The 26803-nt window shown below is 33.2% G+C and carries 26 protein-coding genes, 2 pseudogenes and 1 riboswitch; of the genes and pseudogenes, 5 read left to right on the top strand and 23 right to left on the bottom strand.

Annotated features, from left to right (window positions below; translation table 11 throughout):
* Nucleotides 1–105 precede the first annotated feature (105 nt).
* On the top strand, nt 106–2247 hold the full coding sequence (locus AB671_RS01595) for a S9 family peptidase (RefSeq protein ID WP_066679436.1): 2142 nt from the start codon (nt 106–108) through the stop codon (nt 2245–2247).
* Between the two features lie 189 nt (nt 2248–2436).
* On the opposite strand, the gene AB671_RS01590 is transcribed toward AB671_RS01595, so the two are convergent.
* From AB671_RS01590 to lpxK, 4 genes are all read right to left on the bottom strand, one after another.
* A complete protein-coding gene (locus AB671_RS01590) occupies nt 2437–3909 on the bottom strand; it encodes an alpha-amylase (RefSeq protein WP_066679435.1) in 1473 nt (490 codons plus the stop codon).
* A gap of 42 nt (nt 3910–3951) precedes the next feature.
* Nucleotides 3952–5046: a DNA polymerase IV gene (gene dinB / locus AB671_RS01585; protein ID WP_066679434.1), complete on the bottom strand. Its 1095-nt coding sequence runs from the start codon at nt 5044–5046 to the stop codon at nt 3952–3954.
* 84 nt (nt 5047–5130) lie between these two features.
* Nucleotides 5131–5646, bottom strand: coding sequence for a TlpA family protein disulfide reductase (locus AB671_RS01580; protein WP_066679433.1), 516 nt, complete (start codon nt 5644–5646; stop codon nt 5131–5133).
* Between the two features lie 133 nt (nt 5647–5779).
* Entirely contained in the window at nt 5780–6808 is a 1029-nt protein-coding gene (gene lpxK / locus AB671_RS01575; protein WP_066679432.1) for a tetraacyldisaccharide 4'-kinase, read from the bottom strand.
* A gap of 197 nt (nt 6809–7005) precedes the next feature.
* Between lpxK and truA the strand changes: the two genes are divergently transcribed.
* From truA to AB671_RS01560, 3 genes are all read left to right on the top strand, one after another.
* Nucleotides 7006–7743 carry a tRNA pseudouridine(38-40) synthase TruA gene (truA, locus tag AB671_RS01570; protein ID WP_082987210.1) on the top strand — a complete coding sequence of 246 codons (738 nt, stop codon included), beginning with the start codon at nt 7006–7008 and terminating at the stop codon, nt 7741–7743.
* A 131-nt stretch (nt 7744–7874) separates the two neighbouring features.
* Complete coding sequence (locus AB671_RS01565) at nt 7875–8228, top strand: hypothetical protein (RefSeq protein ID WP_066679430.1); 354 nt, start codon at nt 7875–7877, stop codon at nt 8226–8228.
* A gap of 123 nt (nt 8229–8351) precedes the next feature.
* Nucleotides 8352–10109, top strand: a complete 1758-nt coding sequence (locus AB671_RS01560; protein WP_066679429.1) for an ABC transporter ATP-binding protein — start codon at nt 8352–8354, stop codon at nt 10107–10109.
* Here AB671_RS01560 and AB671_RS01555 read toward each other — a convergent pair.
* Entirely contained in the window at nt 10104–10454 is a 351-nt protein-coding gene (locus AB671_RS01555) for a hypothetical protein (protein WP_066679428.1), read from the bottom strand. The genes AB671_RS01560 and AB671_RS01555 overlap by 6 nt on opposite strands.
* Nucleotides 10455–10831: 377 nt before the next feature.
* On the opposite strand from AB671_RS01555, the gene AB671_RS01550 reads away from it, so the two are divergent.
* Nucleotides 10832–11044 (top strand): hypothetical protein, encoded by a 213-nt coding sequence (locus AB671_RS01550; protein ID WP_066679427.1) that lies wholly within the window; start codon nt 10832–10834, stop codon nt 11042–11044.
* Between the two features lie 47 nt (nt 11045–11091).
* Here the strand turns inward: AB671_RS01550 and AB671_RS01545 are convergent, their stop codons facing one another.
* The 18 genes and pseudogenes from AB671_RS01545 to AB671_RS01460 form a co-directional block, all read right to left on the bottom strand.
* A complete protein-coding gene (locus tag AB671_RS01545; protein ID WP_066679426.1) occupies nt 11092–11853 on the bottom strand; it encodes a DUF3575 domain-containing protein in 762 nt (253 codons plus the stop codon).
* A gap of 136 nt (nt 11854–11989) precedes the next feature.
* A complete protein-coding gene (locus AB671_RS01540) occupies nt 11990–12811 on the bottom strand; it encodes a T9SS type A sorting domain-containing protein (RefSeq protein ID WP_228390955.1) in 822 nt (273 codons plus the stop codon).
* 275 nt (nt 12812–13086) lie between these two features.
* Nucleotides 13087–13734 carry a 3,4-dihydroxy-2-butanone-4-phosphate synthase gene (gene ribB, locus AB671_RS01535; protein WP_066679424.1) on the bottom strand — a complete coding sequence of 216 codons (648 nt, stop codon included), beginning with the start codon at nt 13732–13734 and terminating at the stop codon, nt 13087–13089.
* Nucleotides 13735–13824: 90 nt separating this feature from the next.
* Nucleotides 13825–13950, bottom strand: a riboswitch (FMN riboswitch).
* A 680-nt stretch (nt 13951–14630) separates the two neighbouring features.
* On the bottom strand, nt 14631–15044 hold the full coding sequence (locus tag AB671_RS01530) for a DUF1801 domain-containing protein (RefSeq protein WP_066679423.1): 414 nt from the start codon (nt 15042–15044) through the stop codon (nt 14631–14633).
* Nucleotides 15045–15073: 29 nt separating this feature from the next.
* On the bottom strand, nt 15074–15709 hold the full coding sequence (locus AB671_RS01525) for a hypothetical protein (protein ID WP_228390954.1): 636 nt from the start codon (nt 15707–15709) through the stop codon (nt 15074–15076).
* Between the two features lie 63 nt (nt 15710–15772).
* Nucleotides 15773–16669, bottom strand: coding sequence for an urea transporter (locus AB671_RS01520; RefSeq protein WP_082987209.1), 897 nt, complete (start codon nt 16667–16669; stop codon nt 15773–15775).
* Between the two features lie 12 nt (nt 16670–16681).
* On the bottom strand, nt 16682–17119 hold the full coding sequence (locus AB671_RS01515; RefSeq protein WP_066679421.1) for a DUF1801 domain-containing protein: 438 nt from the start codon (nt 17117–17119) through the stop codon (nt 16682–16684).
* Between the two features lie 28 nt (nt 17120–17147).
* Nucleotides 17148–17486 carry a DUF2200 domain-containing protein gene (locus AB671_RS01510; protein ID WP_066679420.1) on the bottom strand — a complete coding sequence of 113 codons (339 nt, stop codon included), beginning with the start codon at nt 17484–17486 and terminating at the stop codon, nt 17148–17150.
* A gap of 5 nt (nt 17487–17491) precedes the next feature.
* Nucleotides 17492–18253: a hypothetical protein gene (locus tag AB671_RS01505; protein WP_066679419.1), complete on the bottom strand. Its 762-nt coding sequence runs from the start codon at nt 18251–18253 to the stop codon at nt 17492–17494.
* Between the two features lie 146 nt (nt 18254–18399).
* Nucleotides 18400–19259 (bottom strand): annotated as a pseudogene (locus AB671_RS01500) (AadS family aminoglycoside 6-adenylyltransferase).
* A gap of 88 nt (nt 19260–19347) precedes the next feature.
* On the bottom strand, nt 19348–21405 hold the full coding sequence (locus tag AB671_RS01495; RefSeq protein WP_066679418.1) for a M48 family metalloprotease: 2058 nt from the start codon (nt 21403–21405) through the stop codon (nt 19348–19350).
* Between the two features lie 78 nt (nt 21406–21483).
* Complete coding sequence (locus AB671_RS01490; RefSeq protein ID WP_082987207.1) at nt 21484–21951, bottom strand: NUDIX hydrolase; 468 nt, start codon at nt 21949–21951, stop codon at nt 21484–21486.
* An 81-nt stretch (nt 21952–22032) separates the two neighbouring features.
* Nucleotides 22033–22551: pseudogene (locus AB671_RS01485) on the bottom strand (DinB family protein).
* An 85-nt stretch (nt 22552–22636) separates the two neighbouring features.
* Complete coding sequence (arr, locus tag AB671_RS01480) at nt 22637–23050, bottom strand: NAD(+)--rifampin ADP-ribosyltransferase (RefSeq protein ID WP_066679417.1); 414 nt, start codon at nt 23048–23050, stop codon at nt 22637–22639.
* Between the two features lie 158 nt (nt 23051–23208).
* Nucleotides 23209–24288 carry an alpha/beta fold hydrolase gene (locus AB671_RS01475; RefSeq protein WP_066679416.1) on the bottom strand — a complete coding sequence of 360 codons (1080 nt, stop codon included), beginning with the start codon at nt 24286–24288 and terminating at the stop codon, nt 23209–23211.
* 73 nt (nt 24289–24361) lie between these two features.
* Nucleotides 24362–24910, bottom strand: a complete 549-nt coding sequence (locus tag AB671_RS01470; RefSeq protein WP_066679415.1) for a GNAT family N-acetyltransferase — start codon at nt 24908–24910, stop codon at nt 24362–24364.
* Between the two features lie 14 nt (nt 24911–24924).
* Nucleotides 24925–25566, bottom strand: coding sequence for a GntR family transcriptional regulator (locus AB671_RS01465; RefSeq protein ID WP_066679414.1), 642 nt, complete (start codon nt 25564–25566; stop codon nt 24925–24927).
* A 172-nt stretch (nt 25567–25738) separates the two neighbouring features.
* Nucleotides 25739–26722 (bottom strand): phosphotransferase, encoded by a 984-nt coding sequence (locus tag AB671_RS01460; protein WP_066679413.1) that lies wholly within the window; start codon nt 26720–26722, stop codon nt 25739–25741.
* Nucleotides 26723–26803: the final 81 nt, after the last annotated feature.

Raw genomic sequence — 26803 nt, 5'->3', positions numbered from 1 at the left:
ATAATTCTTTTTAAAGTTTAAAATGCATTTTCACAATCTTTTTATTTTAACATTTCTTAACGGGTGGTTTTTATTTCTTATTTTTGACGGATTCAATTTTATACAATGAAATTATATAAATTTTCTTTATTGATGGTTGTTTTGGGTGGAACAGCTTTTGCACAAACCCAGAAATTTACCATGGCGGAAGCTGTAAACGGGATGAGAACTAATCTTGCGGTAAAAAATATCTCGCAATTTTCATGGTCAAGCGACAGTAAATCTTATATTCAGGCGGTAAAAGGCGGATATTTGACTACGGATATTAAAACGAATAAGCAGGATACTTTAATCTCTTTATCTCAATTGAACAAAAATTTTGCAGATAAAAAGTTGAAAGGTCTTCCTCCTGTAAAATTTATCACCAATTCTGAAGCTTATTTGACAGCTAATAATCAAATGTATTGGTTAGAAAAATCGGGTAGTGATTGGAAAGTAAAGCGTTCGGTAACTTTAGGAGATAATCCTTCTAATGTAAAAACGTTGGCAGATAATCAGACTTTGGTTTATACAAAAAACAATAACCTATTCATCAATAAAAACGGAAAAGAAGTTGCGATAACGAATGATTCTAACGAAAATATTTTGAATGGAGCTTCTAATGTTCACAGAAACGAATTTGGAATTGACACAGGAATTTTTCCGTCTCCCAATTCTGAAAATGTAGCGTTTTACAGAATGGATCAGACCATGGTTGCAGATTATCCTGTAATTGACTGGTCTGTAACTCCGGCAGTGAATACCAATATTAAATATCCGATGGCTGGAAAAACTTCTCATGAAGTGACATTGGGAGTTTATAATATTAAAAACCAGTCTACCACTTTTCTTAAAGTAGAAGGTGAAAAAGATCAGTATTTAACAGCAGTTACCTGGAGCCCGGATTCTAAATTTATTTTCGTTGGGGTTTTAAACAGAGGTCAGAATCATTTAAAAATGAATAAATATGATGCTGTTACAGGAAACTTCATCAATACATTGTTCGAAGAAACGAGTGATAAATATGTTGAACCACAGCATCCGTTGACGTTTTTCCCGAATTCAAATACAGATTTCATCTGGCAAAGTCAGAGATCAGGGTATAATCATTTGTTCCACTACAGTTTAGAAAAAGGACTCATTGCTCAAATTACAAAAGGCGATTGGTTGGTTACCGATATTTTAGGGTTTAACGAAAAGAAAAAAGAAATTTATTATGTTTCTACCCAAGATAATCCTACCGAAAAACATCTGTACAGAATCAACTGGAATACGTTCAAAACCCAGAGAATGGACAACGCAGAAGGAGTGCATTCAGGAGTTTTGAGCAGCGATGGTAATTATTTATATGATACTTACAGCAATGCAACGACACCTAGAGTTGCAGATATTCTTAACACAACGACTTTAAAGGCGACTAATCTTTTGAAATCCGACAACCCGTTGAAAAACTATGACCGTCCGGAAATTAAAAATATTAATCTGAAAGCAGATGACGGAACAATCTTATATGGAAAAGTCATTCTTCCAACCAATTTCGACCCAAATAAGAAATATCCTGCCATTGTTTATTTGTACAACGGTCCGCATTTGCAGCTTGTAACCAATACTTTCCCTGCTTCAGGAAATCTTTGGTATGAATATATGGCTCAAAACGGATACATTATTTTCACAATGGATGGAAGAGGTTCTTCAAACCGTGGGCTTAAATTTGAGCAGGCTGTTTTTAGAAACTTAGGAACGACAGAGATGGAAGATCAAATGAAAGGCGTTAATTATCTGAAATCACTTCCTTATGTAGATTCCGAAAGAATGGGAATTCACGGATGGAGTTTTGGTGGATTTATGACAACAAGTTTTATGCTTCGCAAGCCTGATGTTTTCAAAGTAGGTGTTGCAGGTGGTCCTGTGATTGACTGGAGCATGTACGAGATCATGTACGGTGAAAGATATATGGATACTCCACAGGAAAATCCTCAAGGTTATGCTACTTCGAATCTATTGGATAAAGTTCAGAACTTACAAGGTAAATTATTAATGATTCATGGAGCGCAGGATGATGTGGTAGTTTGGCAACATTCAATGAAATTTATCAAGTCTGCAGTAGATCACGGAGTTCAGATGGATTATTTTGTTTATCCGGGACATCCGCATAATGTGGTTGGGAAAGACAGAGTACATTTGATGCAAAAAGTGACCGATTATTTTGATTTGTATTTAAAAAAATAATAAAAACGAAATCCAGTCTTGAAAAAGGCTGGATTTTTTGTTTAAATATCAATATAAACGGGCTTTATCCAATTTTTTTTTGATCAATAAATGCTTTAGAATATTAATCTCTCGCAGATTTTGTAGATTACGCAGATTTATTTAATATTCTTAAAATCTGCTCAATCTGCGAGAGTTTTAGAAAGAATCTTATTCAGGAATCCAAACACTTACATTTCCTGCAGGAACAGGAAAATCTCCCCAACCGTCTTCTCGTATTTCTATTTTTTCCTGAAATCTTCCCAAGGCATCGTAAAAGATTTTTCCAATGTATTTTTCGCCCATTTCCATAGGTTTTTCATAAGCATCTTTATTGCTCAAAACAACGGCACAACCTTGATGTTCTTCATCTCCTTCACGAATCCAGCCTAAACAATTGGCATCTTCAAAATAATCTCTTTGAATTCCGTAAGCATTTTCTTTTCTGGCTTTTAAAAGTTCCTCAATACCGTCTACTTTATCTAAAAATATTTCCTGTTCGTTTCCTTCACGATCGTTATCTTTATAATGAGCTCCAAACAAATCCGGATAAAAAACGCAAGGATATCCTTTTTCTCTTAATAAAATAAGGGCATAGGCAAGAGGTTTAAACCATGCTTCAACAGGCGCTTCCAAATCCTGCAAAGGTTGGGTGTCATGATTATCAACTAAACTTACAGAATGCATCGGGTCAGCTTCTGTTAAAGTTTCAGACAAAATATTTCTTAAATCATAAGAATCACCTTCTTTGGATGCGGTGTGAAAATTATTTTGAAGCGAACTGTCGAAAAGACTCATACAACCTTCTGTAGCTTCAATATATTTTTGCAATAAATTCAATTGTCCGGGAGCCCAATATTCACCAACCGCAAAAATATTTTTTCCGGAATTAGAACGGAGCATCGTTAACCATTCTTTATAAAAATCAAATGAAATATGCTTTAAAGCATCCAGTCTTACTCCATCAAAATCTGTTTCATCAAAATACCATTTTGCCCATTTATTCAGCTCTTCACGCACATGAGGATTTCGGTGTTCAATGTCATTAAACATCAGATAATCGTAATTTCCTTTTTCATCATCGATCATTTCTTCCCAGTCATCACCATATTCAGATTTGATTTTATAGATATGTGATTCTTTGCCTTCTGCATAATCTACACCGCTGAAGCAAGTGAAATTCCATTCAAAATCTGAATATTTTTTTCCTCGTCCCGGAAAAGTAAATTTTGTATAAGATTCTATTTCAATTTCTGAAGAAATGACTTTTTCACGGTTGTTTTCATCAACTTTTACTACTTTAAATTTTTCTAATTCATCTCCACCAGCTTTATGACCTAAAACCACATCTACAATAACCTCAATATTATTTTTCTTTAAGCTTTGAATGGCTTTTTTATAATCGTTTTTGGTTCCGTATTTTGTTGCAGTTGAATTTTTTTGGTCAAATTCTCCAAGGTCAAAAAGATCGTAAGCATCGTATCCTACAGAATATCCACCATTCGTTCCTTTATAAGCCGGAGGAAACCATACTGATGTAATACCGAATTCGGATAAATATTTTGCCTGTTTTTCTGCCTGCTTCCATAGTTTCCCATTTCCTTCTGTATACCAGTGGAAAAACTGAATCATGGTTTGGTTCATAGTTAATGTTTTAGGTGAGATTATGTATTGAAAATCAATCTTTTAATTTTCAAACTCCTCAAACGGAATTTTAAGCTGTACTGAAACCTGCTTTTTTTCTTCGGTGTTGAGGTGTGACAATGATAGTCCCAATAATCGTACCGCTTTATCAAAAGGACGGAGCTCCCAAAGTTTTTTTGAAGTTGAAAAATATTGTTCGGGAGATGTAAAATATTCATCCTTCGTAAAACTTCGGGTAAATAATGAAAAATCTTTGTATTTAATCTTCAATGTTAAAGATCTTCCTAGAATTTGATGTTTCTGTAAACGCTGATGAAGTTCTTGGCTAAGATTTTCTAATTTTTCGTTGATCTGCTGTTCATCAAAAAGATCTTCGAAGAACGTACGTTCTACGGCAACGCTTTTTTGGATGCGGTTGGGTTTTACCTCAGAATGATGAATTCCACGAACAACATTGTAATAATATTTCCCCGATTTTCCGAAAAGTCTCGTTAAATCTTCAAGAGATCTGTTTTTTAAATCTTTTCCTTTATAAATTGCGAGGCTAAACATTTTGTTGGCGGTAACTTTTCCGACGCCGTAAAACTTTTCAACAGGCAATTCTTCCAGAAATTTTTCTATTTTTTCGGGGTGAATAGTTTTTTGTCCGTTTGGTTTATTAATGTCTGAAGCTACTTTTGCTAAAAATTTATTAATTGAAATTCCTGCTGAAGCGGTTAAACCGGTTTCTTCAAATATTTTCTGACGGATTTCTTTGGCAATCTGATTCGCAGATTCAATCCCTTTTTTATTTTCGGTAACATCAAGATAGGCTTCATCCAGAGAAAGTGGTTCTACCAAATCGGTGTATTCGTAGAAAATTTCGCGGATTTTTCTGGAAATTTCTTTGTACCGTGCAAATCTAGGCGGAACGAAAATTAAATGCGGACATTTTTCTTTCGCAGTTTTACTGGGCATCGCAGAACGGACTCCAAATTTTCTTGCTTCATAGCTCGCCGCCGAAACGACTCCACGATGACCACCGCCAACTGCAATCGCTTTTCCTCGTAATTCAGGATTATCATACTGCTCCACAGAAGCATAAAATGCATCCATATCAACATGAATTATTTTGCGGAGTGGAAAAGAAAAATCCATATCACAAAGATATGGATTCTATGGTTTTTGTTGAAAAGTTCTGTGTTTAAGATTTAAAATTTAGCCTAAATTTTAACCTCAACTTTATTTTAAAAGTCTATCAATTGTCTTTTGTATTTCAGGATCTTCGGGAGAAATGGCGTAATATTTTGCAATCGCAGATTTTTGATCAATCACCATATATCGCGGGATCCAGTTAAGGTCAATATAATTATTAAAATCATTTTTCCAGCCTGAAGCAAACCAGTAATTTTCTTTTTCTTTCATATTAAATCTTTCCAGGCTGCTGTCAAATTTTTCTTTTGATCTTTCAAGTGAAAAGAAAACGAAATCGATGTTCGGATTATTTTTCTCCAATTCTTCAGCTTTTGGTAATGCTTGAAGGCAGTCTCTGCACCAACCAGCCCAGAAATCAATGACCAAAACTTTTCCTTTATGTTGATTTAATATTTCCTGAACGCTGATGTTTTTTCCATTTTCATCTTCCAGTTTCTGATTTAATGCTTCTTTTGAAAATTGAGTTTTGGAAACTTCAGGTGTTTTTTGTGCACAACCCAGAGTGAAAATGCTCAACATCATAAAAGTTAACAGCTGTTTCATATGCAGATATTTATTTTTACAAATCTAAACATTGAAACGTAATTTAGAAATGAAAATATATGAATTGGCTTAAATTTAAGAATTGAAACAATCTATAGTAAATGAAAAATCTGCAACTTTCGCCGCAGATTTTCTATTGTTTTTTACTTACATAATTCATAATCATTTGATTGAATTCTTCCTTTTTATCAATCACCACATTGATTGGCCAGTAATAGACCATATCTCTAAGATAGTCGAAAGTTTTCAGGCGTACATAATCTTTTTCAGTCGTTAAGATTAATTTGTATTCGCCCATTTTTTTGTATTCTTCGATGATATTTTTAATATCCGCATCAGTGAAATTATGATGATCTCTGAATTTCAGGTGCTTTACACGCTGCGAAAACTTTGCTAAATGTGCCAATAAAGGTTTCGGATTGGCAATTCCTGTGATCAAAAGAATGTCGTAATAATTCAGGTTATTATCTGGAAGCATTTTCTCTCTTGAATAAACATTTTCGTCATATCCAATAGATGAGAAAAACACTTTTTGACTGCGCTCTGGTTTTATCCTTGAAATATAATATTGCTTGGTTTCCTCAGTCAGTTCATCAGGGCATTTGCTGACCATGATAATGTCTGCTCTTTTTGCTCCAGCTCTAGATTCTCTTAAATCTCCAGCCGGAAGAAGATGATCTTTAAAGTAAGGATCATTAAAATCGGTCATCAAAATATTGAATCCTGCTTTGATGGCTCTGTGCTGCATTGCATCATCAAGAATCAACACATCAAGATCCATATCATCGATTACTTTTTTTGCGCCGGGAACTCGGTCTTCAGAAACTGCAATCACAAAACGGTTTTTGAAACGCTCAAAAAGCTGCATCGCTTCATCACCCACAGTTTTATAATTGCTGTCGTAGTTGGTAACGTCATATCCTTTGGTTAATCTTCCGTAACCTCTGGAAAGAACGCCTGTTCTGTAATGTTTAGATAAAGATTTAGCCAAATACATTACCATTGGAGATTTTCCGCTTCCGCCCACAGAAAGATTGCCGACATTGATGATCGGTGTCTTAAATTCTGTAGACTTAAAAATTCCTAAGTCATACATGGTGTTTCGGATGCCCGTAACCATATGATAACCCAAGGAAAAAGGGTAGAGGTACCATCTTTTCATACACTGGCAAAAATAAGAATTTTAAAACCGTTAATGGATGTTTTTAATCAGTTTTCGAAATAAATTAACAATTTTTTTTGCCATCAAATTAAAGTATTTTTGCAGGAACGTTTAAGAAGTAAAAAACAAATGACAATATTTTATCATTTTGATGGGAATTTATCTTCCATTTTATTTCTGAAATTTAATATTGATCGATTTTGAGATATTTTATAGAATTTTCATACAACGGAAAAAATTATTTTGGTTACCAGATCCAACCGAAAGATATTTCCGTACAGGAAGAACTGGAACGAGCGCTTTCTACAATTTTACAAGAAAAAATTAAAACAACTGGAGCGGGAAGAACAGATACCGGAGTACATGCCAAGAAAATGTTTGCCCATTTTGAGACGGATCAGGTTTTAAGCGATCAGCTTACTCATAAGCTGAATAGTTTTTTACCTGCTGATATTTCGATAAAACGAATTTTTGAAGTTAAAAATGATTTTCATGCTCGTTTTGATGCCACTTTCAGAACCTATGAATATTATATTTCTTTGGAAAAAGATCCGTTTACGCAGGATTTGGCTTGGCAACATTGGAGAAAACCTTTAGATATCAATAAAATGAATGAAGCCTGTAAGATTTTATTTGAATACGAAGATTTTACAAGCTTTGCAAAACTGCATACCGACAACAAAACCAATCTCTGCAAAATGTATAAAGCAGAATGGGAGCAAAACGGAACCGAATTGAAATTCACCGTTTCAGCAAACCGTTTTCTGAGAAATATGGTAAGAGCAATTGTAGGGACAATGGTAGAAGTAGGCTCCGGGAAGATACAACCGGAAGATATCCGAAAAGTAATAGAAAATAAAAACCGAAATTCTGCAGGAACTTCTGCACCGGCTCATGCATTGTTTTTGGTGGATGTAGGCTATGAATTTGATTGATATTTAAACACAAATTTCACGAATATCAACACTAATCTTCACAAATAATTTTCGTGCTTTTGTGCTAATTTGTGAAAAATATTTGTGTAATTTGTGTTTAATTCAAAAAACATATTAAAAAACTAAAAACTATGATGTCAATAATTATTCTTGTGGGCGCATATCGTTATTATGCAGGTTTGGCCGAGAGATTTGGTAAAACCAAATGGCATTTCGGGCTTTTGGCAATTGGGATTTATTTGGGATTTCAACTATTATTTTTGTTTTCCTATGGAATGTACGTTGCTTTTACAGATCCTAATTCTTTGAATGATAATAATTATGCAGGTTTTTCCGGTATTAATATTATCAGTTGGCTTTTTGCAATTGGTGCTGTTTATGGAGTTTATAGAATTCTTGAGAACAGATTTAAAAAAGAAAATATTCAAAGTCCGGTTTGGGAGATTGAAGAAATCGGAACCGAGCATACAAAAGATCTTCATTAAATATACATTTGGTAAATAACAGATATCTTTAATTTTCTATCTCAATTCTTCGAGCTGTAAAATTTTAAAGCCGTATTTTTGCAGAGAATTTTTTCAAAATAATTCTTTACGTCAATTTCTATAATGAAAAAACAAGATACCTGGGCAATTGTAAAAAGGCTTTTCTTCATCGGTATGAAGTTTCGTTCCTGGTTTATTTTTACCTTGATTATTTCCATCATATTATCGGTTGTTTCTACGTACAGACCTTATCTTACAATGCAGATTGTAGATAATGACATCACGAAGCTGAAAGATAAAGCGCTCATGATGAAGCATATTTATGTTTTGGTTGGGTTGGTATTTGCCGAAACGATTTTAAATTTCTTTTTGGTTTACTTCTCAAACTACATTTCGCAGAATGTTATCAGAGATATTCGTGAAAGACTTTATAACAAATTGATTTATTTCAGAACTGCTTTTTTTGATAAAACTCCAATTGGTCAGTTGGTGACTAGAGCGGTGGGTGATGTAGAAACCATTGCAACGGTTTATACAGACGGTTTTCTAATGGTTTTCGGAGATGTTTTGAGAATTGTCTTCGTTTTATTTATGATGTTTCAGGTTGATGTGCATCTGAGTTATATTTCTCTTGCCATTTTACCTTTAATGGTTGTGATTACACGATTTTTCCAGAAAAGGCTGAAGAAAGCATTTGGTGATGAAAGAACCTGGACTTCCAATCAAAACTCTTTTGTGCAGGAAAGATTGGCGGGAATGCCGATTATTCAGGTATTCAACAGGCAAAAGGCAGAGTTTAAAAAGTTTGATGATATTAATATCACTTTAAAAAGTGCTTTGTTGAGAACAGTTTTTATCTTCTCCTTATTTTTCCCTGTTGTTGAATTGATTTCATCCCTTTTCATTGGTTTTGTCCTGTTTTATGGAGGTTATATTACCATCAGTGCGGGTGTTGTGATTGCGTTTATTCAGTTTATTTCGATGTTGATTCGTCCTTTACGACAGATTGCAGATCGTTTCAACAATATTCAGCGTGGAATTGTAGGTGCAGAAAGAGTTTTGGGTGTGATGGATGAAGATTACGCGATGCCAAATACAGGGACCGTAAAGAAAGATCATTTCGACGGAAAGATAGAATTCAAAGACGTTCGTTTTGCGTATGATGAGAAACAGGAAGTTTTAAAAGGAATTGATTTTAAAGTAAATCCTGGAGAAACTGTGGCTATTGTTGGTGCAACCGGAGCTGGAAAATCTACAATTATCAGCTTAATTACGAGATTGTATGATATCAACTCGGGTGAAATTTATATTGATGATGTTGAACTTAAAGATTATGAACTGTATAACCTGAGAAGTCATATTGGTGTAGTTTTGCAGGATGTATTCCTGTTCCACGGAAGTATTTACGAAAACCTTGCATTTGGTGACGATGAGGTAACTTTAGAGAAAATAAAAGCCGGTGCAAGAGAAATTGAAGTTGATGACTTTATTGAAAGTCTTCCTGGTGGTTACGAATTTGTGGTGAGCGAAAGAGGTTCGTCTATTTCATTAGGACAGAGACAGTTGCTTTCTTTCTTAAGAGCATATTTGTCAGATCCTAAAATCTTAATTTTAGATGAGGCGACTTCGTCAATTGACCACGAAAGTGAAAAATTGATCCAAAGAGCGACAGAGAAAATTACCCAAAACAGAACATCAATTATCATTGCACACAGACTTTCAACTATTGAGAAAGCCGACAAAATTATTGTGATGGAGCATGGTAAAATCGTTGAAGAAGGTAAACATCTGGAACTTTTAGATAAAAACGGATATTACTCTACATTATATAAAGCACAGTTGAGACACGAAGTTGAAGTAGAAGAAAAGCAGAGTTTATAAACCGTAAGGAATGATTTCTAAATCTTTTTTCCAGCTTTCACCATATTTTTTGTTTAAATATTGGGCAACTTCCTGATTATTCTTTTTTGCCTTCTCAGACATAAATGGAGTGATAACGCAGTTTTCGTAAAGTACATGTACTCCATATTTTTGTTTAAAACTGTCGTGGTTTCGTGACATCATTCCGAACTGTAGAAAATGCTTTATCTCTTCTTTTTTAGCCGAGGCATTTTGCTTTTCATTTCCTTTTTTAGCTTCTAAAATTACGGGCTCATATTTTTGTGCAGAAATGCATACTGAAGTTGCAGTAAAAACTATAAGAGAAACAGTTGTGAAGATATTCATGGTGATATATTTCCCTTTTTGATGTTTGAAATTGCTTAAGGTTAAATTTTTTTTTCATTTTTCATTAAAATTTTATTAGTTAATGAAATTTATTTTAAACCTTATTTTACTAAATGATTCAATAAGAATCAATTATGAAAAGTCCGATCAAATCCGTATTTGTTAACATTTGGTTCATGTTAAATTCATCTTTCATTAATAACTATTCAGTTAGGTATAGTTTTTGCAATTAATATAAATCATTAAAAATTGACCCAACCCCTTTGCTGAGTTAAATATATTTGCTAAATTTATTAAAAATTTAACCTTATGTTGATTTTTATAGGGGTAAATAGTGAAACAAATGATGATTTTATAACTTAAAACAAAATGTAAAGATGAATAATATTCAAGACGAATTTCAGGTCTTAAAAGATGAATTGAAAAAATTGAACATTGATGTTCAAAAAATTGTAAAAGTAGGTAATGGTAGTATGGATTTCCATGAAGTGTTTTACAAATCTCCAAGATATGAAGATGTAAAAACAGTTTATGTACAGAGACATACGATGGATAACTTGATTTCTAGATTTAAAGAATGTTACAGTTAAAATATTAAATGCGCCTCAGAAAACTTTCTAAGGCGCATTTTATATTATTAGAATCTATACCCTAGCGAAAAACCGCTTCTAAATCCTGCCCAAGGACCATCTACTTTAATACGAGCTCCGTTTGCATTAGTTTCTACAGTGTAATCTACAAAGGGAACATCCAGATTTTGAATTTCTTTTTTCAGCTGTGCCTGCATTTCAGGAGTTAGAATAACATCACTTGTCAGCGTGAAGTCTCCTTTTCCTGAACCGTAGTGTGCACCGGCAATCCAGAAATCTAAGATAAAGCTGTGTTGCGTATTCAGAAAAAACTGTGCACCTATCATCAATCCGCCACTGTTACCATTGGCATCACCCAAACCTTTTAGCGGAACAGGATATGTGGTTTCAAAAGCATTGTAATCGAAAGTAAAATCAAAAGTATTGGTAGAGACTTTTGAATATCGGTAATAAGGTGCAAAATAAAATCCTTTGCCATAGCCTTCGCCAATGTAAAATCTAGGCTCTATGGTAAAATTGGTTGCTTTGATTTTAATATTTTGAAATTTTTTCTCATCCTCTTCATCCAGAAAAGCATTCATAAAAGGAACTTTGCCTTCTGCAACGGTTCCAAAGCCTACATTTACGGCAAACCAGCGGTTAATTGATCTTTCGTATGATAAATTGATATTTCTGAAAGCGTAACCTGTAACATTGGTTTTAATAATATTCATTTTATCTTCCGGAAGCGATGGTTCGTTATTCATAATTCCCTGTGCCGTTGCTTCAGAAATAATGAAGTAGGGGATAATAAGAAGTAGTTTTTTCATGGCTTTACAATTTTAATTAAAATAAGAGAAAAGCATCTGGGTAAGTTCACGAATGAAAGAACAAAAGTTTATAAAAACGTTAAATCAAAAACCGTTCTAAAATCTTAGAACGGTTGAAAGTTTTATAAAAATAATTTTATTTCTTTATGAATTTAGTAGTTTCTTTAAGGTTTTTTGAGTCTGAAACTTCAATAAAATAGGAACTTGGAGATAATTCTGAAATTTCAATTTTTTCTGATTTTAAATCTGTAGTTTTAATTAATTTTCCATCCAAACTATAGATTTTAATTTTAGAATCTTTTGAAACATTCCCTTTTAATTGAATAAAATTCTGCGCCGGATTAGGGTAAATGCTTAGTTTTTCTCTTAATTTTAAATCTGAAACAGCCAGGAAAGTCTCATTTAAACCTTGCGCTATATTGGTGTTTTGTGGAGTTCCCTGAACGGTAATTACAGCATTAGTAGTACTTAATAATGGTGCTTTATGTAAATTATCATAATAAGCATAGGTTGTATTGACAATGGTTCCTACCGGAAAACTAAATACAGTCAATGTGAAATTCTGTATTGATTTTATTCTTAAAACATTAGGGTATGTTTTAGTTCCGATGAGAAGAGTTCCATAAGCATCCGCTGAAATATTGATTGTTCCCGAAAAATTCCCCGATCCTGCGGTTGCACTAAATGTTCCGGCTGCTGTATCACTATCCGAATAACCAAAAGCTGCTGGATAGCCGATGAAAGTTCCGTTGTTGGCAGAAAAATTCAGCGTAGCATCAGGAGTTACCAATCCTGTGATCTCAAGTTTCGTTGCGGTCTGTTTGTAGTAAGCAGTACTTCCGCCCCCTGTCATTTTAATAGTCGATCCAGGAAAAGTAGAAATTTCAGTTGAACTTGGTGCAGAATAATTTGCTGAAGATGCCGAACCCGCTGTTAAGCTTGTATTGGTAAAGGTCACATTATTACCTGTTGAAGAATTATCAACCGTTCCGTTGATATTAACATTGTTGATTGTTTCACCGATAATAGGGTCATTAAATGCTTTTGTAATCGTAGTTTGAGCAGATAAGAAACCTGTTGAAGAAATTAAAATAAGTAGAGTTTTTTTTCATTTTTTATTTTTAATAAAGATATATTATTTGTGAAATATTTTACATAATTATTTGATTCTGAATGAAACAGTCCACTTAAGATTACTTAAGTGGACTGTTGATGTGCGTTAAACCTATGTTTTTAGTTACTCAAAATCATTTTACGATAAGCGTAAATATCTTCTATAGTTACTACGGTCATATTTCTTTTTTCTGCAAAATCTACAATTTCGGGAAGCCTTGCCATACTTCCGTCTTCGTTGGTCAATTCACAAAGAACGGCATCATCGCCCAAATTTGCCATTTTTACCAAATCTACACTTCCTTCTGTGTGACCTCTTCTTTCGAAAACTCCATTTTTTCTGGCAATTAAAGGGAAAACATGTCCCGGACTTGCGATGTGTTCTGCCAAAGCATTTTCGGCAATGGCTGTTCGGATGGTTGTAACGCGGTCTTTCGCAGAAACTCCGGATTCAACACCTTCTTTAGCTTCAATGGAAATAGTAAATGCGGTTTGATTTTTTGAATTGTTGGCTTCCACCATCGGACGAAGATTAAGATGTTTACTTTTCTCTTCCGAAATACACAGACAAACGATTCCGCTGCATTCGCGAATTAAAAGTGCCATGTCTTTTTCTGTAATGGTGGAGGCGGGAAAGATGATATCGCCTTCGTTTTCGCGGTTTTCATCATCTACTAAAAGGATGCCTTTTCCTTGTTGCAATTTTAGAAGTGCATTTTCTACACGTTCTCTCGAAGTAGCTCCGAATTTTTCTAATAATTTTTCCATGTTATTTTAATTTTAAGTTAAAATACACTTCGGTACATGGAAATGAAATACAACACAATAAGTCTATCAAAATAGTCTTATTGATTGTTTCATTTTCTTCTCTCATCCAGACTGTAACTGTCGGTTTTGGAATTTCACCAAATCAGTCCTTTCGTAAAAAAGGAGTCGCGGACTATAACCGCCGGTAGGGAATTGCACCCTGCCCCGAAGAAAACTTATGCTAAGTTTTACTGTATGTTTGTTTTAATTGTTCTTTAATTCATTAATTTTTTTGTTTAACGCACAGACTGTAAATTTCGGGAAGTTTTTTGAAATAGAGAAGAGGTTTTAATGAGAATTCAGACTAACTGCATTAAAAATTAAATTCGTGCATTCGTGGTGATTGATTTATTTTATGCAGATTTTATTTTCAATCATCTGTGAAAATGTGTGTGGTTGATGGAAGTTTTGCGTTCAGCTTTTTTGCCACGAATGCACGAATTTTATTTAATAATCTGGGTTCGATTGTTATAAAATATTAAATTGTTGATAATAAAAACTTTTACATTTTAATCAATAGCGTCGGGCTTTAGCCCGATGTAAATGTGAAGACGACAATTGGCTTTAGCCAAAACTTATTGTAAATTTCGGCTAAAGCCAATTAAGTTTACGATTATTTAAAATGGGCTAAAGCCCATTCCTATTGATATTTAGTATTAATTTTAAGAATCAACTCATGTTAATACGCTATTTGCTATAATTCTTAATTTCACGCAAAGGCAAACAAAGAATTTTAAATAATGACCGTTTTTAAGTTGTACAAAGGCGTGAACTTAACAAAAAAATACAAGTATTTTGAATGATGAGAATATTCTATAATTGTTTTAATTATTTGATTTTGCTAAAAATTATTGATTTCAAAGAACAGATTGTATTGCTTCTTTCAAGACTTCCAAATTAATATCATCCAGCTTTTTGAATTTTATACAATAGCTTGTCACGCTGGCTTTACCTATTTTTTCTCCAAATGTATTGACTAAATATTTTTTGTCTTCAATCCCCATGATGTAAACAGAAATTCCTGTTGTATTGGCGCTCAATCCGATTTTATAAAAGTCTCTGGTTTTTCCATCAGCATATTTCATGATATGAAATCCATAGCCGATATTTGGATTGGAAACGGTTTTGTTTTCATCATTTTTACCGTCTAAAAACCATAATTTACATTTCGGCATAAGCTCAAGAATAATCTGATGCAGATTTTCTAAATCACTGCGTTTTGGTTCTTTGTGGCTTGTGATGTATTCTTCTATTTGATTTTGAATGGTCATTGTAAAAGCGAAAATTTAAAGTTATTTTACTAATCAAAATGGTAAGGATAACCAATTTCTTTAAGGTCGGCTTCTAACTGTTCCCAATCTTCAACTTCATCAACAATTGATAAGACCATTTTTTTTGTCAAAATTTGACCAGCGTAAATTTTTTTCACCGTTTCTAAAGGAATTCCAGACTCTTTGTAGCTTTCTTCAAAATATTCTGTCACCCAATCGATGTAAGTTTGAGGATTTCCATCAAAAATATTCAGCATTTCTTCAGAATTATCGTCAACATTTTCAAGCTTTCCTGTGTGCCAGTTTTTTTGCTCGGTAGTCCACAGGCAAAAAGTTGTTCCAATGGAATTAACCGGTTCGCCAAAAATAAATTCATTAAAAATAGAAGGTAGATTTTCGGTTAGTTTTTGTTTGTCTTGTTGCTTATATTCGTTAGCGAAACCATTGATAACGCAATCGTTTTGGGCAAATAAAACAAGCATTTGGTCTCCTGACCCATCACGCATTTCAAAAAACTCTTCGTGGTCTGACCAATTATTATTGTAAGAATAATAACGGTATTCCCATTCCTGAGAAAGTATAGCATCTAAAACCGAAATAGCTTTACAGATAGATTTTAATTTTTGAGCATCGGGTAGGAGTGTGTAATCTTTGGTAGAAATCATGATTAATTCAGAAAGTTTATGGTTATTATAAAATTCTAATTTACAATTTTATTTTTTTTGATATTAATTATTTTGAAAACGGTTCTCGTATTTTTCCTTTACAAAGAGAATAATACAAGAAGCTAAAACAAAAGGAAATGTAAGCTGCATAATATCAAATTTCAATAGTAATAAACTAATGAAGAGTGATAATATGACTGCGATAACACTCCAAATGCAGTCTTTCATTTGTTTCCCTGAAAATACGATTGCGCATAATACGGCATTAAAGCTAAACAATCCGATACTTATGTCTTCTACTGGTGCAGAAAATATAAATGCAATAATTGCTGATATGATAGCACCTGCAAGTCCATACAATGCAGAGATTGGGGAACTGATAAGTATCCCGATAAAAAACAGGATTCCGGAAATAATGCTTCCCTGGAAAATAACCTGTCCATATCCTTTAAACCCAACCGTAAAATAATTAATTGATGAAGCAGTAGTTATTGATACCTCTGATAATAAACCTGTGAAGTAATTGTTTGTAAAAAACAGTATTAACCAAGTTATTACAACAAAAGGAAGTGTGAATACGGGTATTTTACGTTTCATGAAAAAATGCTGTATTACCGTTGCTAGAGCAGAACCAATGACTAAAATTATCCAGCTTATGAATACTGGTTTTAAAAACAGCATGATGGCAACGCCTACCAAAGCTGCGCTGAAACCATAAAGTCCTTTATTAATTTCTGCCTTGTCGTATTTCAATAAAAAGGCTGTAGTAGTTCCACAAATTGTTGCTAAAAGTGCAGCAATCCCCATTGTCAATGACCCATAGAAAATGCCAACTAAAAACAGAAATCCAGTCACAGAATTTCCCTGAAGCATTATTTGCCCGAGACCTTTTAATAGAATAATTGTTAAAGAAATAGCCTTTCTGCTAAATTTATTTTTAATGAAAATGTTGGGAGTCATACTTATGTATTTTTATTTGGCTCTGCAAGAGCATTCATGATGCTCGCTGATGTATTGAATTGATTCCATACAAAGCTCCTTTAAAATAGAAACATCAATATCCGAAAGTTTTTTTATATAAATACAGGCTTTGCTCATTTTAAATTTCCCCAAATTGGGTAGTAATAATTTGCTTTTTTCTGTGTCGGAATAAATGTACAATGAAAATGCAGCTTTTCTGGGCGAAAACCCAATAACCGGCGCATCGCCTTCGTGTCCGCTTACGTATTTATAATGATAATTTCCAAATCCGATAATCGATGGTCCCCACATTTTGGGTTCAGAATCAGACCATTCCTTCATCAGTTCTATCAATTGCAAACTGTCGGTTTTTTTCTGCTCATTGTCAACATAAGAATCCAAAAAATCTTTTACGTCTATTTCTGTGTAAGTTGTCTTTGTTTTTGCCATGATTTTGATTATTATCTTAAAATCTTTTTCATTTTTCTTTTGCCAATTCGTCGACTAATTTATCTAAATTTTTCGTCTGTTTAGTCAGTGGGTTTTCAATTTCTTCAATTCTGTAGCCACAGATTACTCCTGTTATAAGATGAGCCTTAGGATTTAGTTTTGCATTCTTAAAAAACGTTTCAAATGTTACCTTTTCGTGAATGAGTTCCTGCAATTTTTTAGCATCAAAACCGGTTAGCCATTCTATCACCTGATGCAATTCTTCAACGGTTCTGCCTTTGCTCTCTACCTTTGTAATGTAGTGTGGATAGACTGATGAAAAGGTTATTTTTGCAATTCTCTCATTATGTTGAGGTGTGGGTTTCATGTTTTTTATTTTAAGATTAAAGTTCCATCTTGATGCAGAATTGTTTTTTCATTTTCTTCAACTTCAAGGGTGATATCGGGTGTATTTTCTTCGCCCAAAATATTTCTGTAAACTTTATAGATATAATTCCCATTGGTAAAAGTAATCAGATGATTTCCGCCACTTCCCTGAAATTCTAATTCTCCATTATTCAGAATGAGGTCGGGTTTTGAAGATTCTTTTTCACTTATTTTCCAGGAAGCATATCTGTATTTGTTATTTGCCAGTTTGTCAATTCTAATCAGATATTTTTTAGTTTTTATTTTGCAAGTCGGGCTTTCGAAAGTTTTTAACGAAGGATGTACATTTTCTTTTTCTTTATTAATCAGTTCTTTTCTCAGCTTTTTTTCAAAATTACTTTGATGGTTTACTGCAATTATTTTTCCCTCATAACTATCAATCCAGACATCGCCATTGTCGAGCATAATTCCTCTCCAGCCAACTTCCGACCATTGCTCGGTTTTTGAATGAGCTATTTTATCGATTAGTTTTTTATCAAAAACTTCATTGAAACGCTGTTTAAACTGCTCTCTATTTTTAATTTCCGGAATCGGATATTCTCTTCTTAAAGGGAAATTCACGAAGTTTGATATTTTTTGAATATTTTTCTGTTGGAATAGAGTAATAATGTTTTTGATGTTGGCAATTTTACCATCATTGAGTTTTTCACCTTGGGAAAAGTAAATTTGAGATATAAATGATATTAAAAGTAATAATCTAAATTTCATTTCGTGTAGTCAGTTTACGGATTATAATTAATAAGTTGTGGTTTTGTAATTGTAGGATTAATTCTCACTTTGAGCCGATATTTTTTCAATCAAACTAAATTAAACAAAAATGTGAAATAGGAAAATATTGTCTGGAGAAAACAATCCTATTTCATTTGAAGTTCGTTCAAATACTTCCGGATATCTTTTTCTAATTTAAAAGGATATTCATGATCTAATTTTTCCGACAATTCTATTCCAATCTCTGAAACTAAATCAGCCATTGCGAATAAAGCTATCCAATTATCTTTGATGTTACTTCCTGAAAATGTTTGTTCTGTTTTCATCCACATTTCGGTGCTTAGATATTTTTTGAAAAGCCTTCCGTATTTATTGGTTGTTATATTCCAATGATGCTTACTTGCTATATGCCATTCAATAAGAGGAATTAAATATTCAGTTCGGATAATGCTTTCCGACATAAATTTTGCATAAAATATTTCATCTCTTGCTAGACATTTTGCAACGTAGGTTATATCCCACCAAAAGTCTTTGAGAATATGTTGGAACTCTTCATTTGATGGTTTCTTGATGATAGAAACCTGAAAACTCGATTTCTGCATTTCCTTTGTAATCTCCTCTTTGTCAATCAAAACTTTATAACCAATGTCCCAATCTTCAGGTAATTCTTTCAGCCTTACTTCTTCCAGAAACTTGGCTTTGCTGAATAGTTTAAAATCAACTTTTACATAATCATCGTATAAAATCATTTTCATTGCGTGTCTTCCGTCAAAGCTGGTTTCATCCTCTTCAATCATGGCAATTGGATTTCCAAAATGATGAATCCAATTCTTATCTGAAATATATTTGGAGTTATTTCAAAAATAAGTTCGATATCCAAATCACTAAATTCATCAACAGGCGCAAGAGGATTTACAAGCGAACTTGTGAGTAAAACCGCTCTTACATCCTCATTATTTTCTGACCAATTAATGATTGATCTTAATTTTTCTTCTCGGGCTTTCATTTTGAATTGGTTTAATAAACAGGCCAGTTTTTAAGCATTAAATTACACAAAAAAACCGCTCAGAAGATTTGAACGGTTCATGAAATTTTTAAGAAACTTTTTCTACACGCTGATTTTCTTCTAGGTCTTTCATTAGAATAAGCAATTCTTTTTTCTTCAAAAAATACTTTCGGTGAAGGAAATACGGTAAAGTATTGATTGCATTCATGAGTATCTTTAGGTTGTGGTCAAAATATTCTTTGTTATTGAAATATATATGTTCTTTTTCTACATAATATTCTAAATCTTTTACATCCTGTTCGCTCAAATCTTTAGTTAAAAGTGAATTTTGAAGATGAAACCTTAATTCATATTTTAATTTTTCTTCAAGAGTTTTAAGAGTAATAAAATTCTGTTTTATTTGCTCGAACGGAGTTCTTGCACTAATGAAAGCAGTTGCATTTACAAGATCTATATACAGCTTATATTTATCTTCGTATTGCTTATCATAATCTGCAAAAGCTTGATAAAGACTTATAAACCCTGATTTCCTATTCAGGTTTTCTGCAATTTTTAGAAAATAATTGTAAATATCAGAATCATTTTTAGCAATCAGATCTTTATTTTGTATGATAGATCTATCTATTTCCGGAATGAGTTTTTTTGCTTCAGATGCTTTGTATTTTCTTCCGTCGTAGTCGAATGTTTTTAAAATAAATTCTTTATTAGCAATAGCTTCAATGGTTTTCTTATCATTTTCCAAAGCGATCAATGTGTAGACAAGTTCCACTTTTTCGTTGTCGTAAAGGTTCTCAAACTGAATGTTTTCGGATGAAACATCTTCTTTAGCCTCAGGATCTGGGTTTTTGTTGTCGTAATAATTATTAAAAATCTTATCGAAAGAATCGTTTTGATATTGTGCTTCAAATTCTGTTTTAAAAGTTTCAAACTCTAGATCTGTTCTGCCACGTTGATATTTTACGTTTGAAAAAAGTTTGGCAGTGAGTTTTTCTTCAGTTTTTTCAAAGTCTTTAAATAGATTTTTTGCAGGTCGATTATCAGTTTCTTTAACGACATTCAGTTGTCTAAGTTTTGCAACACGATCTTCGGTGGAGGGATGCGATGCCCACTGATTTTCGATATTCAATTTAGACTTATTAAACAATCCAGATTCTGCAAGCTTTACGTGCGGAAGATTGTATTTTGTTTCTAATTCGGTTTGCTCTGCAAGAAAATTCATCACAAAAAACTGTTCTCTGTAAATGTTTTTACTCGATTGATTTTTCGAAATTCTCGCTTCATAAAAATTGATCACGTTATTGTAAGAATTGCTGGCAAGTTCTAGTCTTAAAAGAGATTCTTCCAAAGAAATAGAACCTGAAATATTGGCTGCAACTTCATCTGCATGAAATTCCATTTCTCTGGAAAGTGCCATGTGACGGATGTTGACGTAGGAATACATTTTGGCAAGAACCCACTGTATTTTTGAAGTAAAAAAAATAGCAAGCGATGCGAAAATTGAAAAATAACCGCTGAAACTTGCAAACTTTTCGATAGAATTACGATAAGATGTATCGTCATTCACTAAATTAAAAATAATCTGATTCACATTGTATACATAACTTCCAACCTTCATTGAGCGTTGTGAGAAATGCCCAAATTCGTGAGATAAAATTGCTTTAAGCTCCTGCTTTGTGGTGGTATTGATAAGCCCAACCCCGATCGTAAGATTTTTCTGAATAGGAAAAAACATGCTCCAAAAACTGGAATCGTAGAATACACTTGCATTTACATCATAAGATAAATAGACTTTTTTCGGAAAATTGGTTTCTGCTTCTTTTACGATCTCATCGATCATCTTAAAGAGTTCAGGCTCGTCTGATCTTTTTATTTCAGAGAGATAGCTTCTGTCGTTGATGTGTTTTTTAAATAAAAATTTAATGATAAAAAAGAATACGAAAATTCCTGTTCCTGCCAAACCTACACCCACCATAAGGGTAATAAACATCGGTTTTGCAATGATAAGCCAAATTCCGCCACCGATACAGGCTAAAGCCAGCACAATAGTGAAAAGAAAAATAAGGATATAAACGAAAATAAAAATGACGATTGATGAAACCGCCGCCTTGGTCTTTTCTTTAAAATCCTGTGAAACCTGAATGTGCATGAGTATTTTTTTACAATAATACATACATTGGTTTAATGGAACAAGAAAAATCCTTTGTGTTAGATTTAAATTAAAATATTAATCTAATAAATGGTCATCGTGTAAGCTGTCGAAAATTATTTTATCAACTTCAGATACTTTGTCTTTATCTGAATAATTGAGCCATTTTATTTCTTCAATTTCTGAGTTTGCTTTTAGTTCGCCAGAATATTTTCCGGAATAGCAAGTCATTTTAACGATGATGCCTTCTGCATGTCCATGTGCTTGAGCTTCGAAAGTACCGATATATTGAAGAGAGTTTTTATCAAGAGTTACGCTTAATTCCTCATTTATTTCACGGATTAAAGCCTGCTCATCAGTTTCCCCAAGTTCTCTTTTGCCACCCGGAATATAATATTTGTCTTTTCCATAACTTTTTGTGGAGAGAATGGCTTTGTTCTTTATTTCTATCCAAGCCAGCTTATCGATGATTATTGGTTTTACAGGTTCTTCATAGTTTTGAAAATCAACTTGTCTTCCTTCAGTATTGTAATTTTTACCTGTCATATTGTCCTTTCAATTTTTACGTGTGGAATTTACATTTTATCTGAATATTATGGGAGCGAAATGTTTTTAATTTACCTTAGCTCAATTCTTAGCCGATACGTCTGAATCTTTATAGATATTCCAGAAATTATAATCGGTCATTGGCGCGTCGGTGATTCCCCCATTTCTTCCCATCGTTACAATTTGCCCTCTGTGATAAGTCCCATGTAAAACGATATGCTGAATGTATTCATATTTTTAAAAATCACACTGGAACCATTGTGAGTCAATTTTTACGTTTTTTATAAAATCTTCTTCGGATAAACTTTCTACATAGTCCATTAGTTTTCGAGAGTTGTTTCTGATAGCATTGAAAATTTCTTCTTTACCGGTTGTTGCTGAAGCTGCAGCAAAATCGAAATCATTATTTTCTCCGATATGGCTCCACCAATATTCCTGGGTTTGCCAAATGTGATGCAATGTTCTTAAGATCGTTGGAAAGCTTGAGATAACTTCCTGATCAAGTTGTTCGTCAGACTTTGTAGAAAGCCAGTCGATGTACTTATTAACAACCCAATTGTTGTACTGAACGGTGTGGGTGATTAAGGTCTTTAGATCCATATTATATTTTTTGTGGTTTTGTAAAATTACTTAATAATGGTGTTTTCAGATCATATTTTTGATGGATCAATTTTAATTAATAATTTCAGCATCCGGATTTTCCCGAAGCTTTGCAATCCTTTTCCTTCCAGTTTTGAAGTTCTTCATCTGTTAGTTTAATCCATTCTGTGACCTCGCCAATAATCTTTAAAGGTTTTGTACTTCGATAAGAACGGGTAGGGTTTCCGGGAAATTTTTTATCGGTGACGTTGGGGTCATTTTCAAAAGTTCCTGTTGGCTCTACGATGTAAATCCTTTCAGACTTATCACCTTTTGCGAGTGCAGCAGCTAATCCGGCGCCGTTTTGTAATGCTGTAAAGTAGATGTGGTTCATAATAATTTCGGGATAATAATTCGACTCGAATCCCGGATTGAGCAGATCGCCAATTTGTAGATCAGCTTTTGTACCGTGGTAGAACGGACCGTTATCCAGAATTTGTTCGTCTTTTTTGTTTTCCATTACGAAAGGATCTTGAGTTTTGCAGAACTTATAAACTTAGGAATTTGTTTTGAAATTGGAAAACTGCTTTGAGATGAGCGGTTTTAATTTAGATAATAAGTCTACGAGATTTGGAAGCTAAAGCCGCCGGGCAAATGTTAGCTAGCCATTGATTTGTTTTAATTATATTTTTTAAAGAAAGCTGTTAATGCGGCATACAATTGTTCTGGTTCTTCGGCCGGTATATTGTGAGAGGTATTCTTGATGTAGATTAATTCTTTATCCTTTTTAGGAACATTTTTTAGAGCTTTATAAATCATTCTGCCAGATTCTAGACCAATTGCATAATCGAATTCCCCTTGAAGAACCAAGACTGGGGTTTTGATAACCCCAATTTCATTTAAAATATTGAGATTGTTATAGGCTTCTTGACCATGAAAGGTTTCGTTGATGTATTCAAATCTAGTCATGGCTTGTTCTAAAAGTTCGGGCGTATATTTATTTCGCGTATAGAAGTCAGGGTCTTTTATAAGCGCCTCAATTTTTCCTTTCTTTTTGGGTTGAGCCCAATATACATCAAATCCTAAGTCTTTTGGAAATACGTACCTTATGGTATTCATGTCACCAAAAAAGCTTTTAAACCCACTGTTTTCGATAACGTCTAACTTCTGCAAAATTTCTTTATATCGGTTGATTTTGGTAGAATCTTTCGTTTCCTTGATGAGCTTATTCGCTAATTGTTTTTCGTGTTTTATTAATGCAAAATTATTATGCTGAATATTGGCAGTACCCGAATTGCTAATAAATGAATTGATTTTTTCTTGATGTTTTATCAGATACAAAAAGCCATACATCCCGCCCCAAGAAGAACCTAAAAGATTTATTTTTTTGTTTGGATATTTATTTTTTATATACTCAACTACTTTGTCTAGATCTTTCACAAATTGGTCTGTAGTAAGCATTGTTTTATCTTTCCATTCATCTGATTTACCACTTCCTCTTTGGTCAAAATAGACCATCAAATAATCGTTTTCAAAAACATCTCTATAAAATTCATGGTCTACATTAAAAGCGCCTGGTCCGCCGTGAAGTGTGATAATGATAGGCTTGTCAGGATTACCGACCACTCTTGTATAAAGGTTTGATTTGTCAATAGGAATAAAAAATTCGGTGTCTGTTTGCGCGGTTCGAGATTGTGCTGTATAAAAATTTGAAGATAAAAAAGTGATGATTATAGAAAGTAAAAGGAATTGTTTCATTATAAGTTTTTTTATTAGTACTTGAAATTTATGGGTAATATTGAATAGAAATTTTGATTCATTTCTACTTTATTTATTTTCTTAAATCGGTTGATAAAATTGCGTATCCATAGTTGTCTGACCAACCAGATTTCAGCGGTAATAATTGTCTAGTATGTGCTTCACGCAACATCCCAACTTTTTCTAAAACACTTATAGAACCAATATTTTCAATTGCACAGCCTGCCTCAATTCTGTGAAGTTGTAAAGTTTCAAAACCAAAATCGATTATCTTTCTCAAACTTTCTGTTGCAAAACCTTTATTCCAAAAAGCGGAATCGAACTTAAACCAAACTTCTGCATTTTTATATTTCTCTTTCCCTAAATTAATTCCCATTAATCCGATAAATTCATTTTCTTCAATGAGTTCAACGGCAAAAGTATAGCTTTTGTTATTTTCTAGATTATTTTCAGAAATCCATTTTTCGGCAATAGTTTTTGTTTCGGCTATATCTTTTGGAATTCCCAAAGTATTAAATTCATCGGTTTCGGGTAAACTGTGTAGTTTGTGAATGTTTTCAACGTCTTGTTCTGAAATTGGTCTCAAATTCAGCCTTTCTGTTTTTAAAATTCTGTTGTTCATTTTTGATTGAAATATTATTTATTTTGAGATTGCAGCCAAGTAAGCATTGTATCCATACCGACTAAATTATTTTCAGCTAATAGTTCTGTCGCTTTTTGGAGGTGTCCTTTTTGTAATTGAAGAAGAATGTTTTCGTGTTGATTGCTAGATTTTTCAACCGTTTTGTTCATCGCCATATAAGCGTATTCATAGCGTTGAGATTGGCGGTGTAATGTTTTTATTAACTTTAATAATCTTTGATTGGGACAGTTTGAAATCAGTAATAAATGCCAACTTTCATCTAATTCAACAATTTCTTTGGGCGATTTTGAACCGAGAATTTTTAAATTAATTGCATTGAGTTCATCCAAAATTAATTGAGTTGGAATACCCGATAACTCCAAAGCAAACGATTCTAATTTTGCTCTTAACGGATAAATTTCAAAAATGTCATTTTCCGAAAATTGAGCTAACCGATATCCTTTCCTCGGTTCCGAAACTACAATTCCTTCCCATTCCAATTGCTGAAGAGCATCTCTTAGAGGTGTTCTACTGATATTGAGCAATTCGGTCAATTGTATTTCGCGCATCGGTTCATTGGGCATTATTTTGCCATCAATGATTAGTTGCCACAATGCTTTTATGATTTGACTCTTAAGTGATTCTTGTGTTATCATACTCTAATTGCATATTGTATACAATGTGCAAACGTAACGATTTTTAGCTGAATACCATCATATCGGTTGATATTTTTGTTTTGAAATGAAAAAACCGCTCTAAGAATTGAGCAGTTTTGATTTTGTAGATAAAACAAATTATGTAATCGTGTGTGAACGGAGGATGCTAAAACTAATCTTTCAGTTTATGATAATCCATCCAGTTTTTTATTCTTCCAACAAACATTTTAAGATAATTTTCTGTGAAAAATATGTTGGACCAATCAAATCTTTGCGCCTGAACACCAAGATAAAACATAAATATTGAGGCTCCGGCTTCAGGGACTAATTTAATTTCTTGATCAGATAAATTTCTTGTTTTTTGATAGCCCTCTAGAAAGCTTTGAACTTTAAGTTCATATTCTTTTTTGTCTGATTCAATAAAAAATAGCTGTTTACAAAAATAAGCTACATCTAAAATAAAAGCCCCATTTCCACAATTATCAAAATCGAAGATGGTGATCTCATTTTCATTATTTACACTTAGGTTATCATACCAAATATCAAGATGAACGATGCCTTGCTGATCTTCTGACCAATCGGCTTCTTTGAAACTGCTTGATATTTGATTTCCAATTTTCTTGAGGTATTGCATCTCTTCCAAATCTTCAGAAAAAAAAGAGGTCATCTGATGATAAGCCTGATGTAAAAGAATATCGGAATTATAACGTACTCTATTGATTTTTTTTCCCGCTGTATTAGTGTGAATTTTTGCCATTAAAGAGCCAACTGCAAAACACGATTCATTGCTCATGAATCGCATTTTTTTACCTTCTGCAAATGTAAAGAGTACAGCATAGCGTAAGCCTTCCGGAGCATTGATCTCCTGGATAAAATTGCCTTCTACATCCGAAATTGGATATGATACCGCAAGATTATTATCTTTTAGAAAGAGTAAAAGTTCTAATTCTTCCTGAATCTCAGACTTCGTTCTCCAATGAAGACAGTAAACGCGGGCAACAAATTTAGTTTCATTATCAGAAATAAAATAAGTGTGGTTAACGCCTGTTCTGAACAATTTACAATCAACATTTTCTCCTAAGCGGTATCTTGTTTTTATAAATTCCGCTAATGCTGTTGCTGATAATATGGAAGCTATTGCTGGAAAAGTAGGCATTTTTTTATTTTTATTTTAAGATTGTCAAAAATATCACTATTCGTTTATTTTTTTACTTAAAAACAGTTCTGTTTTTTGAAG

The sequence above is a fragment of the Chryseobacterium sp. BGARF1 genome, from assembly GCF_001677955.1.
Lineage (GTDB): Bacteria > Bacteroidota > Bacteroidia > Flavobacteriales > Weeksellaceae > Chryseobacterium.
Note: the sequence above shows the minus strand (reverse complement) of the source record. Positions and strands in the feature narration are given on the sequence as shown.